The 12322-nt window shown below is 72.0% G+C and carries 12 protein-coding genes; 4 read left to right on the plus strand and 8 right to left on the minus strand.

The window, feature by feature from the left end; translation table 11 throughout:
- The 8 genes from ACFYXC_RS31565 to ACFYXC_RS31600 are packed head-to-tail and all read right to left on the minus strand — an operon-like array spanning position 1 to position 7442.
- Positions 1–1995: an NADH-quinone oxidoreductase subunit L gene (locus tag ACFYXC_RS31565; protein ID WP_389555438.1), complete on the minus strand. Its 1995-nt coding sequence runs from the start codon at positions 1993–1995 to the stop codon at positions 1–3.
- On the minus strand, positions 1992–2387 hold the full coding sequence (gene nuoK / locus ACFYXC_RS31570; protein WP_389555440.1) for an NADH-quinone oxidoreductase subunit NuoK: 396 nt from the start codon (positions 2385–2387) through the stop codon (positions 1992–1994). Before nuoK ends, ACFYXC_RS31565 begins: the two co-directional genes overlap by 4 nt.
- On the minus strand, positions 2387–3073 hold the full coding sequence (locus ACFYXC_RS31575; protein ID WP_389555456.1) for an NADH-quinone oxidoreductase subunit J: 687 nt from the start codon (positions 3071–3073) through the stop codon (positions 2387–2389). Before ACFYXC_RS31575 ends, nuoK begins: the two co-directional genes overlap by 1 nt.
- Positions 3067–3627: a NuoI/complex I 23 kDa subunit family protein gene (locus ACFYXC_RS31580; protein WP_389555442.1), complete on the minus strand. Its 561-nt coding sequence runs from the start codon at positions 3625–3627 to the stop codon at positions 3067–3069. Before ACFYXC_RS31580 ends, ACFYXC_RS31575 begins: the two co-directional genes overlap by 7 nt.
- Positions 3627–4595, minus strand: a complete 969-nt coding sequence (locus ACFYXC_RS31585) for an NADH-quinone oxidoreductase subunit H (protein ID WP_388920767.1) — start codon at positions 4593–4595, stop codon at positions 3627–3629. Before ACFYXC_RS31585 ends, ACFYXC_RS31580 begins: the two co-directional genes overlap by 1 nt.
- Positions 4592–6295 (minus strand): NADH-quinone oxidoreductase subunit C, encoded by a 1704-nt coding sequence (locus ACFYXC_RS31590; RefSeq protein WP_389555444.1) that lies wholly within the window; start codon positions 6293–6295, stop codon positions 4592–4594. The genes ACFYXC_RS31585 and ACFYXC_RS31590 overlap by 4 nt, the downstream gene beginning before the upstream one ends.
- Positions 6292–7002 carry an NADH-quinone oxidoreductase subunit B gene (locus ACFYXC_RS31595; RefSeq protein ID WP_389555446.1) on the minus strand — a complete coding sequence of 237 codons (711 nt, stop codon included), beginning with the start codon at positions 7000–7002 and terminating at the stop codon, positions 6292–6294. The genes ACFYXC_RS31590 and ACFYXC_RS31595 overlap by 4 nt, the downstream gene beginning before the upstream one ends.
- The gene (locus ACFYXC_RS31600; protein ID WP_388920776.1) at positions 6993–7442 is read right to left on the minus strand and encodes an NADH-quinone oxidoreductase subunit A; all 450 of its coding nucleotides are present in this window, start codon (positions 7440–7442) and stop codon (positions 6993–6995) included. The genes ACFYXC_RS31595 and ACFYXC_RS31600 overlap by 10 nt, the downstream gene beginning before the upstream one ends.
- A 276-nt stretch (positions 7443–7718) precedes the next feature.
- On the opposite strand from ACFYXC_RS31600, the gene ACFYXC_RS31605 reads away from it, so the two are divergent.
- The 4 genes from ACFYXC_RS31605 to ACFYXC_RS31620 all read left to right on the plus strand — a co-directional run.
- A complete protein-coding gene (locus ACFYXC_RS31605) occupies positions 7719–8927 on the plus strand; it encodes a sensor histidine kinase (protein ID WP_389555448.1) in 1209 nt (402 codons plus the stop codon).
- Between the two features lie 299 nt (positions 8928–9226).
- Positions 9227–10585, plus strand: coding sequence for a sensor histidine kinase (locus ACFYXC_RS31610; RefSeq protein ID WP_389555450.1), 1359 nt, complete (start codon positions 9227–9229; stop codon positions 10583–10585).
- A gap of 296 nt (positions 10586–10881) precedes the next feature.
- Complete coding sequence (locus ACFYXC_RS31615; protein WP_388920801.1) at positions 10882–11541, plus strand: LuxR C-terminal-related transcriptional regulator; 660 nt, start codon at positions 10882–10884, stop codon at positions 11539–11541.
- Positions 11542–11795: 254 nt separating this feature from the next.
- A partial coding sequence (locus ACFYXC_RS31620; protein ID WP_389555451.1) for a 2-oxoacid:acceptor oxidoreductase family protein occupies positions 11796–12322 on the plus strand: 527 nt, incomplete at its 3' end.

A 12322-nucleotide genomic window follows, 5' to 3' on the forward strand; every position in this document is an offset into this window, starting at 1 on the left:
TCACGCTCCCGCGGTGGCGACGAGGAGAACGGCGACCACCAGGACGACGGTGCCGGCGAGCAGCGCGCTCACATAGGTCTGCAGATTGCCGGTCTGGGCACGCCGCACGGCGCCGCCCAGCAGGCGGGGCAGGGCGCCCGCGCCGTGTACGTAGGTGTCGACGACCTCGCGGTCGAGGAACCTGACGAGGCTGGCCGCGCCCTGGACCGGGCGGACGAAGAGCGCCGTGTACACGGCGTCGAGGTGGAAACCGGCGGCCGCGTGGCGGTGCAGCGGGCCGAGCAGGAGACGGCCGGGGTCCGCCGGGTCGGGCGCGGAGGCCACGTTTCCGTACGCGGGTTCGTGGCTCGCGATGGCCTCGGCCTCGACCAGTCCGCCGTCGGCGTCCGGGTGGGCCGCGACCGCGCCCAGCGGGACACGGCCGGTCATGGCGGTGGTGTGCCGCCACGCGCCGTACGTGACGATGCCGCCGACCAGGGCGACGCCCGTTCCCAGGACGGCGGTCGCCAGGGTCGGGGTCAGGGCCCGGCCGTCGAACCAGTCGGGCAGCACGCCGGTGGCGAGTCCGAAAGCGAGTGACGGGAGGGCCAGCACCCACAGCACGGAGTTCATGGCGAGGGGCTGCCTGCCGTGGTCGGGGGCTTCGGTGCCGTGACCGTGGAAGGCGAGCAGCCACAGCCGCATCGCGTACGCGGCGGTGAGCAGGGCCGTCAGCAGACCGGCGAGGAGGACGATCCAGCCGGCGGCGCCGGGGACGCCCTCGGCGTGGCCGGTGGCGGCGTGCTCGGCGGCACCGAGGACGGCCTCCTTGGAGAAGAAGCCGCTGAAGGGCGGGATCGCGGCGAGCGCGAGCAACGCCACGGTCATCGTCCAGTAGGCGTCGGGGACGCGGGCGCGCAGGTCCTTCATCCGGGACATGGCGGCCAGCGAGTTGGTGCCGGCGGCGTGAATGATCACACCCGCCGCGAGGAACAGCAGCGCCTTGAAGGCGCCGTGGGCGAGGAGGTGGAAGACGGCGGCACCGCGGTCGCCGACGGCGAGGGCGCCGGTCAGGTAGCCGAGCTGGCCGATCGTCGAGTAGGCGAGCACCCGCTTGATGTCGTCCTGGGCGAGTGCGGCGAGGGCCGAGCCGGCCATCGTCACGGCGGCCATCACGGCGAGGACGACCAGCGCGGCCGCGGAGGCGGCGAAGACCGGGAGGAGCCGGGCGATGAAGTAGACACCGGCGGCGACCATCGTCGCGGCGTGGATCAGCGCCGAGACGGGGGTGGGGCCCGCCATCGCGTCGGGCAGCCAGGTGTGGAGCGGGAACTGCGCCGACTTGCCCGCCACACCGGCGAGGAGGAGCAGGGCGATCAGGGTCGGGTGGTCGAGTCCACCGCTCGCGACGTCGCCGAGGACCTTCGTGATGCGGAACGACCCGGTGTCGGCGGCGAGCGCGAACAGGCCGATCAGGAAGGGGACGTCACCGAGCTTGGTGACGAGGAATGCCTTGATGGAGGCGGCGCGTGCTTCCGGGGTCTCCCAGTAGTGGCCGACGAGGAAGTACGAGCAGATGCCCATGATCTCCCAGCCGACCAGCAGCACCATCAGGTCGCCGGAGTAGACGACGAGCAGCATCGCGGAGGTGAAGAGGGAGACGAGAGCGGCGTAGGAGGGGTAGCGCGGGTCGTCGCGCAGGTAGCCCGTCGAGTAGATCTGCACGCAGGTCGCGACCAGGCCGACGAGGACGGCGACGGGGGCGGCGAAGCCGTCGATGTGCAGGGCGAGTTCGACGGGGACCGAGCCGGTCGGGGTGAGTTCGGTCGCGGCGTCCACGGCCCGTCCGCCGCCCTGGCGTACGGCGACGGCCACGGCGAGTCCGAGGGCGGCGAGAGTGGGCAGGACGGCGAGGGGGCGTACGAATCCGGGCGCGGTGCGGCCGAGGAGCAGGCCGGCCGCGGCGCCCAGGAACGGGAGGAGGGGGACGAGGACGGCGAGGGTGGTCGTGGTCACGCGGTGGCCTCAGCCTTCTCGGCCGGCGCGTGGCTGGCGGGCTCGGAGTCGTCGTCGTCGGTCTCGGCGCTGTCGGTCTCGGCGGTGTCGCGGAGCCGGTCGATGTCCGCGGTGCCGCGGTTGCGGTGGACGGCGAGGACGATCGCCAGGCCGATGCCGATCTCGGCGGCTGCGATGGCGATGGTGAACAGGGTCAGTGCCTGGCCCGAGTGCAGGGTGTCCTGGGCGGTCTTGCTGAGCCAGACGTCGAAGGCGACGAGGTTGAGGTTGACGGCGTTGAGCATCAGCTCGACGGACATCAGGACCAGGATCGCGTTGCGGCGCGCGAGGACTCCGTACAGGCCGGTGCTGAAGAGGAGGGCGGAGAGTACGGCCGGGTAGGCGAGATGCATCAGCGGGCGCCTTCCTTGTCGCTCCTGTTGGCGTCGCTCCGGGCGGCGTCGCTCCGTGGGCCAGGGGGACGCGGAGAGCTGGGAACGCTTCGGGCGGCCGTCTCCTTCGCCTTCGCCTTTCGGGAGAGGACGATCGCGCCGACCAGGGCGGCGAGCAGCAGGACCGAGAGGGCCTCGAAGGGGAGCACCCAGCTCTGGAAGAGGCTCGCGCCGGTGACGGCGGTGGAGCCGGCGGCGGCGCCGTCCAGGTCGATCCAGGTCGTGCGGAAGGCGTCGACGACGACCCAGACGAGGGCGGCGGCCGCGGCGATCGCCACGGCGAGGGCGGCCCAGCGGTTGCCGGAGTCGGCGTCCGGGGAGCGGCCGATGGGGGCCCGGGTGAGCATCAGACCGAAGAGGAGGAGGACGACGACGGAACCGACGTAGATGAGGACCTGCACCCAGGCGATGAACTCGGCCGTGAGGAGGAGGTACTCGACGGCGAGGCCACCGAGGGCGACCACCAGCCACAGGGCGGCGTGCACCAGCTGCTTCGTGGTGACCGTGACGATCGCGGCGCCGAAGGTGACCAGGCCGACGAGGAGGAAGGCGATCTCGACGCCGGTCGGGGAGAGGAAGCCGTGGGTCTCGGCGGCGGCGGTCGTGGCCTGCGCGCCCGTGACGCCGGCCGCGGCGGGGATCACGATGGGTCTCCCTGCGGGTCGGTGGGCTGGGCCTGGGCCGTGGCGAGTTTCTCGGCGGTCTTGCGGGCGGCGGCGATCTCCTTGGGTTCCTCGGCGCCGGGGTCGAGGGCCGGCGGGGCCGGGACGGTCCACATCCAGTCGCGGAGCTTGTCGCGTTCGTGGGTGAGTTCGTGGATGTCGGTCTCGGCGTACTCGAACTCGGGGGACCAGAAGAGGGCGTCGAACGGACAGACCTCGATGCAGATACCGCAGTACATGCAGAGGGAGAAGTCGATGGCGAAGCGGTCGAGGACGTTGCGGCTGCGTTCGCGGCCACCGGGTGCGGCGGGCGGGACCGTCTCCTTGTGGGAGTCGATGTAGATGCACCAGTCCGGGCACTCGCGGGCGCACAGCATGCAGACCGTGCAGTTCTCCTCGAAGAGGCCGATGACGCCGCGGCTGCGGGGCGGGAGTTCGGGCTGGGCGTCCGGGTACTGCGCGGTGACGGTCTTCTTCGTCATCGTGCGCAGAGTGACGGCCAGGCCCTTGGCCAGACCTGAGCCGGGGATGGGGGCCATCAGGAGATCACCACCTTGACGATGCCGGTGAGGGCGATCTGGGCGAGGGAGAGGGGGACGAGGAGGGTCCAGGCGAGTTTCTGGAGCTGGTCCTCGCGCAGGCGGGGGTAGGTGACGCGCAGCCAGATGACGACGAAGGCGAGGACGGCCGCCTTCAGCAGCGTCCACACCCAGCCGAGGCCGTCGGCGCCCCACGGGCCGTGCCAGCCGCCCAGGAAGAGCACGGTGGTCAGGCCGCACAGGACGACGATTCCGGCGTACTCGGCGAGGAGGAACAGGGCGAAGCGCAAACCGGTGTACTCGGTGTAGGCGCCGAAGATGATCTCCGAGTCGGCCACCGGCATGTCGAAGGGCGGGCGTTGGAGTTCGGCGAGGCCCGCCACGAAGAAGACGATCGCGCCGACGATCTGCCAGGGCAGCCACCACCACTCGAAGGCGTCGACGATGCCGGGGAGGGAGACCGTGCCGGCCGCCATGGCGACCGACGCGGCGGTGAGCAGCATGGGGAGTTCGTACGCGAGGAGCTGGGCGGCGGTCCGCAGGCCGCCGAGGAGGGAGAACTTGTTGGCCGAGGCCCAGCCCGCCATGAGCGAGCCGAGGACGCTGACGCCCATCACGGCGAGGACGAAGAAGATGCCCGCGTCGACGACTTCACCGACCGCGCCCTCGCCCGGGCCGATCGGGATGGCGAGGATGACGACGAGGTACGGGAGGAGGGCGACCGCGGGGGCGAGCTGGAAGACGCGACGGTCCGCGCCCGCCGGGACCACGTCTTCCTTCTGCGCGAACTTCACGCCGTCGGCGACGAGTTGGGCCCAGCCGTGGAAGCCGCCGGCGTACATGGGGCCGAGGCGGCCCTGCATGTGGGCCATCACCTTGTGCTCGGCCTGACCCACGAGCAGGGGGAAAGTCAGGAACACGACGAAGACGACGAGGAGTCGCAGGGCGACGTCGAGAGCGTCGTTCACTGCCGGCCTCCGGGAGGGCTGTGGGGGGTGTCTGCGTCGGCGCTGTCGGCGTCGGGGGGTGTGGCGGGGCGCGGTTGATCGGGGTCGCTGCCGGCCGGGGGGTTCGGTGGCTGCTCGGGAGCGGGGTCCTTCTCGGGTTCCGGCACCTGTGCGGGCTCCGTGGCCTCTTCGGCAGTTCGGGTCGCCTCGGAGGGCGGGGCTTCCTCGGGCTCCGGCCGCGGTGTGCCGGGCCGCCTGTCCGCGGGCGGCTCGGGCTCACCGAAAGCCGGGCGGGCGTTGTGCCAGGGGGCATCCGAACCGGCCGGCGCGGCCGGTGCCGCCGGTGCCGTCGATTCAACCTGTGCCGCCGGTGCCGTTGGCGCGGCCGGTGCCGTCGGTTCGGCCGGTGCCGTCGGTTCGGCCGGTGCCGTCGGTTCGGCTGCCGGAGTGCCCGACTCCGCGTCGGGAGAGGTGGGCTGTACCGACTCCGTGGTGGGCGGGGTCGGCCGATTCGGCTCCGGAGCCGCGGAGTCGGGAGCCGCCGAGTCCGGGACCGTGGAGTCCGGGACCGTGGAGTCCGGGACCGTGGAGTCCGGGACCGCGGAGTCCGGAGCGGCCGCCTCCGCAGTCGGCTCGGTGGCCGACCCGGCGGCGGGCCCCGCGCCTGACCCCGCGGCTGCGGTTGTCGGCCGATCGGAGGCAGCCGCCTCCGCATCCCCGCTCTGCCGCCCGTCGGTCCGCCCGCCGTGCTGTCGTCCGTCCCCCGGCGCGCGCGTCTGTCCGTCGGGTGCGCCGTCGACCGGTCCGCCTGCCGCTCCGCGGGTCGGCTCGCCCATCGGTTCGCCGGTCGCGGGCACCGTCGGCTGCTCGTCTGCCGTCAGCGCCGGTGTGGGTGCCGGTGATGCCGGTGAATCCGGCGTTCGTGCCGGTGTCGGCGTCGGCGTCGACGTCTGGCTGGCTGAGCCGTCGCCCGCCGTGCGGGAACGGCGGGCGGGACGGTCACCGGCCGCGCCGGCCGCCCTGCCCGCGGCAGCCGTTCCCCCGGCGGTACCCGCCGTGCCGGCGGCAGCCGTTCTGCCCGCCGCCCCCGCCCTGCCCGCGGCGCCCGCCGTGCGCGGTGCGCCTCGGGCGGGGCGGGCCGGGGCCGGGGGGAGTTGGCCCTTGAGAGGGCCCCATTCGTTCGGGTCGGGGACTCCGGGCGGAAGCATCTGGCGGCGCTTGGGGCCTCCGTGTTCCGACTCGCCCGGTTCCTTGGCGCCCGGCCATGCCTTCGCCACGCGGGCGGCGAGGACGAAGTCCTTGCGAAGGGGGTGGCCCTCGAAGCCCTCGGGCAGGAGGAGCGGGTCCAGGCCGGGGTGGCCGTCGAAGGAGACGCCGAACATCTCATGGGTCTCGCGTTCGTGCCAGGCGGCGCCCGCGTAGACCGCGACGGCGGAGGGCAGGACGGGCGCGGAGTGCGGGACCGTCGTGCGGACCAGCAGGCGGCGTACCGGGGCCAGCGCCACGACGTGGGCCGAGACGTGGAACCCCGTGCCGGGCTCGTCGACGGCGCTCAGCCAGTCGAAGTAGGTGCAGCCGAGTGCGTCACGCGCGCTCTCCAGCGAGGCGATCCAGGACGCGGGCGGCACGTCGACCGTCAGTACCTCGTACGACTCCTCGGCCGTGGCGTCCGGGCCGAAGAGTTCCTCGACGGGCGCGGGGAGCCAGCCGGTCGTCGTCATCGGGCGTCCTCCGTGGCCGGTTTCGTGGCCGGTTCCGAGGCCGGAGCCGGTTCCGACGCCGGGGCCGGCGGTCGTACGAGCCCGCTCTGCAGCGCGGCGGCGGAGGGGCGGCCGGCGTCGGCGGACCCGTACCGCTCCCCCAGCGACTCACGGGCGATCTTCTCCTGGAGCTTGAGGATGCCCTGGAGCAGCGCCTCCGGGCGGGGCGGGCAGCCCGGGACGTACACGTCGACCGGGATGATCTGGTCGACGCCCTTCGTCACGGAGTACGAGTCCCAGTACGGGCCGCCGCAGTTCGAGCAGGCGCCGAAGGAGATGACGTACTTCGGCTCGGGCATCTGTTCGTACAGGCGCTTCACCGCCGGGGCCATCTTGTCCGTGACCGTGCCCGACACCACCATCAGGTCGGCCTGGCGCGGGCCCGGTGCGAACGGGATGACGCCGAGGCGGATGAAGTCGTGGCGGGCCATGGAGGCCGCGATGAACTCGATCGCACAGCAGGCGAGGCCGAAGTTGAAGACCCAGAGCGAGTAGCGGCGGCCCCAGTTCAGGACCACCTTCATCGGCTCGGGGGCCAGCCGGGCGAGCGCGCCCAGCCGCTTCGGCTCCGGCAGGAACACCGGCTCGGGGCTGCCAGGAGCCACGGAGGTCTCCGGGGGCCCGGAGGTCTCGGGGGTCTCGTCCGGGTGCGGACGCGTCACGTCCATGTGAGGACGCCCTTCTTGTATGCGTACAGCAGACCGACGGCCAGGAAGCCGAGGAAGATGAACATCTCCACGAGCGTGGCCGCGCCGTAGCCCGGCGCGGCGAAGACGGTCGCCCAGGGGAAGAGGAAGATCGAGTCGACGGCGAAGATCACGTAGAGGAACGCGTAGACGTAGTAGCGGACCTGGGTGTGGGCCCAGCCCTCGCCGACGGGGTCGACTCCGCACTCGTACGTCATGAGCTTCTCGGGTGTGGGGACCACGGGCCGCAGCAGGCGGCCCGCTCCGAAGGCGACGGCGACGAAGAGCACGCCCACCACGGCGAGCAGTCCGACGACCGAGTAGGACTGGAAGTAGTCCGCCGCGAGAGAGGTCCCGGCGGTCCCGGTACCGGCCGCGGTTCCCGTGCTCCCGGTCGCCGCGACCATGGTCGGTTCCGGCACGTCCGCCCCTCGCTCCCTGACCTCGTTCGGCCTCGTATGGTCGTCTGCGACCTCGTACGACGGGCCCGTACGAGCCCGCAGGACTACGCGTGCGCCGTCGTGCGCGCCGTGCGATGCGCCGCGCCCGACGATCTGTACGCACCGGAGTCTAGGGCCTGCTAAAGAGACCGTAAGCAGCCCGTCACGGGTGGGCATGCCGGGGGTGGGGTTTTCCCCCGGATACGGAGGCGGTCCGCCTCATGGCGCCGCGGGCCGCGGCCCGGCAAGGTGGCGCCTATGACCGAACGCATCATGGCCGCCGACACCCTGGACCGCGGCTCCGACCGGCCGCCGCCCGCGCGCTTCGCCTACGACCGGCACACCTGGAAGGAGATCACGCATCTCCTGTCCAATCTGCCGTCGTCCCTCATCGGGTTCACGTACGTCGTCAGCGTGCTGTTCCTGGGGGCCGGGCTGACGGTGACGGTGATCGGGCTGCCGGCGCTGGCGTTCGGGCTGCTGGGCGCGCGCCAGCTGGGGAAGTTCGAGCGGCTCAGGGCCAGGGGCCTGCTCGGGGTACGGGTGGACGAGCCGAGCCCGCTGCCGTTCCGCGGGCGGGGCGGGTTGTTCGGGTGGCTGTGGATGACGCTGAAGGATCCGGTCGGCTGGCGGACCGTGCTGTACGAACTCATGCGGCTGCCATGGGCCGTCGTCACCTTCACCGTCACGCTGACCTCGCTGTTCGTGCTCTGGCCGGTACTGCCGTTCCTGGCACGCGGTCTCGCCAACGCCGACCGGGCGATGGTGCGCGCGCTGCTGTCGCCCTCCGACGAGCTGGAGCGGCGGATCGCCGAGCTGGAGTCGGACCGGGGAGTGGTCGTCGACACGGCCGCGGCCGACCTGCGGCGTATCGAGCGGGACCTGCACGACGGGGCGCAGGCCCGGCTGGTGAACCTCGCGATGGGGCTCGGGCTGGCGAAGGAGAAACTGCTGGAGGGGCAGGCCGACGACACCGTCGCCGCCATGGTCGACGAGGCGCACGGCGAGGTGAAACTGGCCCTGCAGGAACTGCGGGACCTGGCCCGCGGCATCCATCCCGCGGTCCTCACCGACCGTGGCCTGGACGCCGCGTTGTCCTCGGTCGGCGCCCGGTGCACGGTGCCGGTGAAGGTGACGGCCGACCTGCCGGCCCGCCCGGCCGCGGCCATCGAGGGCATCGCGTACTTCACGGTCTCCGAGCTCCTCCAGAACGTCAGCAAGCACAGTGGTGCGCAGTCCGCCTCGGTCGACGTGTGGCGTTCGGAGAACCGCCTGCTCATACAGGTCCGGGACGACGGCCACGGGGGCGCCTCCCTCGACGGCGGTACGGGGATGTCGGGGCTCGCGGACCGGCTCGGCGCGGTGGACGGGCTGTTCGTCATCGACTCGCCGGTGGGCGGACCGACGACGATCACGGCGGAGCTGCCGTGGCGGGACCGGACGGAGGGGGAGCGAAGTCAGGGGTGAGTAGGGGGTCGGCCCCCTCCCCTCCCCCGGCCCGCCGACGCCCCCGACCGCCCCGAGAAGGGGCGCGTTCGGGGGCGTACGCATGTGTGGTGTCGGGGGCGTACGCATGGGTGGCCCGGGGGCGGCGCATGTGTGGTGTCGGGGGTGGTGGCGGGTGGGTCCGGAGGTAGGGAAAACCCCCGGATCGAGACGCCGACGCGCTCCATGGTCCGGGAGCGCCGCGCGGAGGACCGTGGAGTCACCTCAGCGAGTTGCATCAGCACGTCGCATCAGCGGACCAGCAGAAACGGACGGCGGCCATGGCCACGGAGTACGGACGGGAATACGGGTGGGACGACGGCCCCGGATTCCGGGGGGAGGGCGCAGGGGAGCGGTGGCACCGGCTCCCCGCCGCGCTGCGGGCGCCGATCGAGCTCCGCAGCCTGCGTGAGTTCGCCTACCTGATGCTGAACCTGCCGATCAGCGTCGCCGCCTTCGCCTTCGCGGTGACGATGATGTCGCTCGGTGCGGGCCTGCTCGTCACCTTCCTCGGCGTCCCGGTACTCGCCGCGGGGCTCGCGGGCTGCCGCGGGCTGGGCGCGCTGGAGCGGGCGCGGGCCCGCGGGCTGCTGGGACTCGACGTCGCCGCGCCGGAACCGCTGCGCCGGCGCAAGCAGGGCCCGCTGGGCTGGATGGGCGCGACGCTGAAGAGCGGCGCGTCCTGGCGCCACCTCCTCTACACCCTGCTGCACTTCCCGTGGGCCGTGTTCGCGTTCTCCGTGGCCGTCACGCTGTGGGTGACCGGCTGGACGCTCCTGACGTATCCGGCGTGGTGCTGGGTGTTCCCGATGTACGCCGGCCAGGACGGACTGCAGCTGTACGGGGACGAGACGCACCGCGTCTACCTGGACAACCCCTTCGAGATCACCGTCACCGCGCTGGTGGGGCTGCTGCTCACCCTCGCGACGCCGTGGATCGTGCGGGCGCTGACCCTGGTGGACCGGCTCCTCGTGAGCGGACTGCTGGCGCCCTCGCGGCTGGCCACGCGCGTGGTGGAACTGGAGTCCGACCGGGGTGTCGTGATCGACACCGCGGCGGCCGACCTGCGGCGCATCGAGCGGGATCTGCACGACGGGGCGCAGGCGCGGCTCGTGGCGCTCGCGATGGATCTGGGGCTGGCGAAGGAGAAGCTCGCGGAGGATCCGCAGGAGGCGGCGCGGATGGTGGGCGCGGCGCACGGCGAGGTGAAGACGGCCCTGCAGGAGCTGCGGGATCTGGCTCGTGGGATCCATCCCGCCGTGCTGACCGACCGGGGGCTGGACGCGGCGCTGTCGTCGGTCGCCTCCCGTTGCACCGTTCCCGTGCAGGTCGAGGTCGATCTGCCGGCCCGGCCCGCGCCGGCCATCGAGGGGATCGCGTACTTCACGGTGTCCGAGCTGCTGCAGAACGTCAGCAAGCATGCGCGGGCCACGCAGGCCGGTGTCGATGTCTGGCGGATCGAGAACCGGCTGATGATCCAGGTCGTGGACAACGGGGTCGGGGGGGCCGATGTCTCCTCGGGGTCCGGGCTCTCCGGGCTCGCGGAGCGGTTGGGTGCGGTGGATGGCGTTCTCGTCGTCGATTCGCCGGTGGCGGGGCCTACGCGGGTGACCGCGGAGTTGCCCTGGCGGGCGGCCTGAGGTTTTCCCTGGGCCGGGGGCCGGGGTGGGCTTGCTCTTCCCCGATCCCGCCCCTTCCCGAAACCGGGGGCTCCGCCCCCCGTCCCCCGTAGCCCTATGAAGCGTGCGGGCCGTTGTGGCTCAGCGCGCAGTTCCCTGCGCCCCTGACGGGGCGTGCGCCGTTTCCGCGCCCCTTTGGGGTGGCCCCGTTTGCTTGCGCCCCCGGAAAGCCGGCGCGTGTCGGGTCCGATGCTGGGATGCTGGGTGCCGACGTATGTGCGGGACGGTTGGGGGGCCGACAAATCGTGGAGGACAGAGTGCGCGTGGTCATCGCCGAGGATTCAGTGCTGCTGCGGGAGGGCCTGACCCGGTTGCTGACCGACCGCGGGCACGAGGTGATCGCCGGGGTCGGAGACGGGGACGCGCTGATCAAGACGATCACGGAGTTCGCGGCGCAGGACGCACTGCCCGACGTCGTGGTCGCGGACGTACGGATGCCGCCGACCCACACGGACGAAGGCGTCAAGGCGGCCGTCCAGTTGCGCAAGCAGCACCCGGGGCTCGGCGTCCTCGTGCTGTCGCAGTACGTGGAGGAGCAGTACGCCACCGAACTGCTCGCCGGTTCCAGCACCGGTGTCGGCTATCTCCTCAAGGACCGGGTAGCCGAAGTACGGGAGTTCGTGGACGCGGTCGTCCGCGTGGCCCGCGGCGGCACCGCTCTCGATCCGGAGGTCGTCGCGCAGCTGCTCGGGCGCAGCCGGAAGCAGGACGTCCTGGCGGGACTCACCCCGCGCGAGAGGGAGGTGCTGGGACTCATGGCCGAGGGACGGACGAACTCCGCGGTCGCCCGGCAGCTCGTGGTCAGCGACGGCGCCGTCGAGAAGCACGTGAGCAACATCTTCATGAAACTGGGCCTGTCCCAGAGTGACGGTGACCACCGGCGCGTCCTCGCGGTCCTGACCTACCTGAACTCATGAGGACCGGCAGCGCGTCGGAGCCAGGGCGCCGGCGCGACCCGGGCGCGAGAACCGAAGGATGAGCACGGAGCGTCTGCACAGGTGACGCCGGGGGGCGGAGCGATCGTGGCGGAACGGGATGTGGGGCAGTCTCGAAACGACATCCATTGTGCGAGCGTCCCGGGGCGGGCGCCCCTTGCCGACGTAGGGTTGGGCCCGGGTGGGCCTGCGGGAGGGCCACACCCGGACAGCCGCCTCGAAGGAGGTCCACTTCAGTGACCAGTCAGGTCAGCAGTCCAGCTGAGCAGGCCGACGGTGCCGTCGTAGGAGAACAGCGCAAACCGGCGAGTGAAAAGGACGTACGCCGCCTGGACCGGGTGATCATCCGGTTCGCGGGGGATTCCGGGGACGGGATGCAGCTCACTGGTGACCGGTTCACCTCCGAGACGGCTTCGTTCGGGAACGACCTTTCGACACTGCCGAATTTTCCCGCCGAGATCCGTGCGCCCGCAGGTACGCTGCCGGGCGTTTCTTCGTTCCAGCTGCATTTCGCCGACCACGACATTCTCACTCCCGGTGATGCGCCGGATGTGTTGGTGGCGATGAATCCGGCGGCGTTGAAGGCGAACATCGCTGATGTGCCGCGTGGGGCGGAGGTCATCGTGAACACGGACGAGTTCACGAAGCGGGCGTTGGCGAAGGTGGGGTATGCCGTCTCGCCTTTGGAGGATGGTTCGCTGGATGGGTACAGCGTGCATCCGGTGCCGTTGACGACGCTGACGGTGGAGGCGCTCAAGTCGTT

Origin of the sequence: Streptomyces sp. NPDC002701 (assembly GCF_042889045.1) — a bacterium.
Classification (GTDB): domain Bacteria; phylum Actinomycetota; class Actinomycetes; order Streptomycetales; family Streptomycetaceae; genus Streptomyces.

Coding starts and splice junctions, on each gene's coding strand:
- nuoK (WP_389555440.1), bottom strand. CDS start 2,387: ATGCATCTCGCCTACCCGGCCGTACTCTCCGCCCTCCTCTTCAGCACC.
- ACFYXC_RS31580 (WP_389555442.1), bottom strand. CDS start 3,627: ATGGCCCCCATCCCCGGCTCAGGTCTGGCCAAGGGCCTGGCCGTCACT.
- ACFYXC_RS31590 (WP_389555444.1), bottom strand. CDS start 6,295: ATGACGACGACCGGCTGGCTCCCCGCGCCCGTCGAGGAACTCTTCGGC.
- ACFYXC_RS31595 (WP_389555446.1), bottom strand. CDS start 7,002: ATGGACGTGACGCGTCCGCACCCGGACGAGACCCCCGAGACCTCCGGG.
- ACFYXC_RS31605 (WP_389555448.1), top strand. CDS start 7,719: ATGACCGAACGCATCATGGCCGCCGACACCCTGGACCGCGGCTCCGAC.
- ACFYXC_RS31610 (WP_389555450.1), top strand. CDS start 9,227: ATGGCCACGGAGTACGGACGGGAATACGGGTGGGACGACGGCCCCGGA.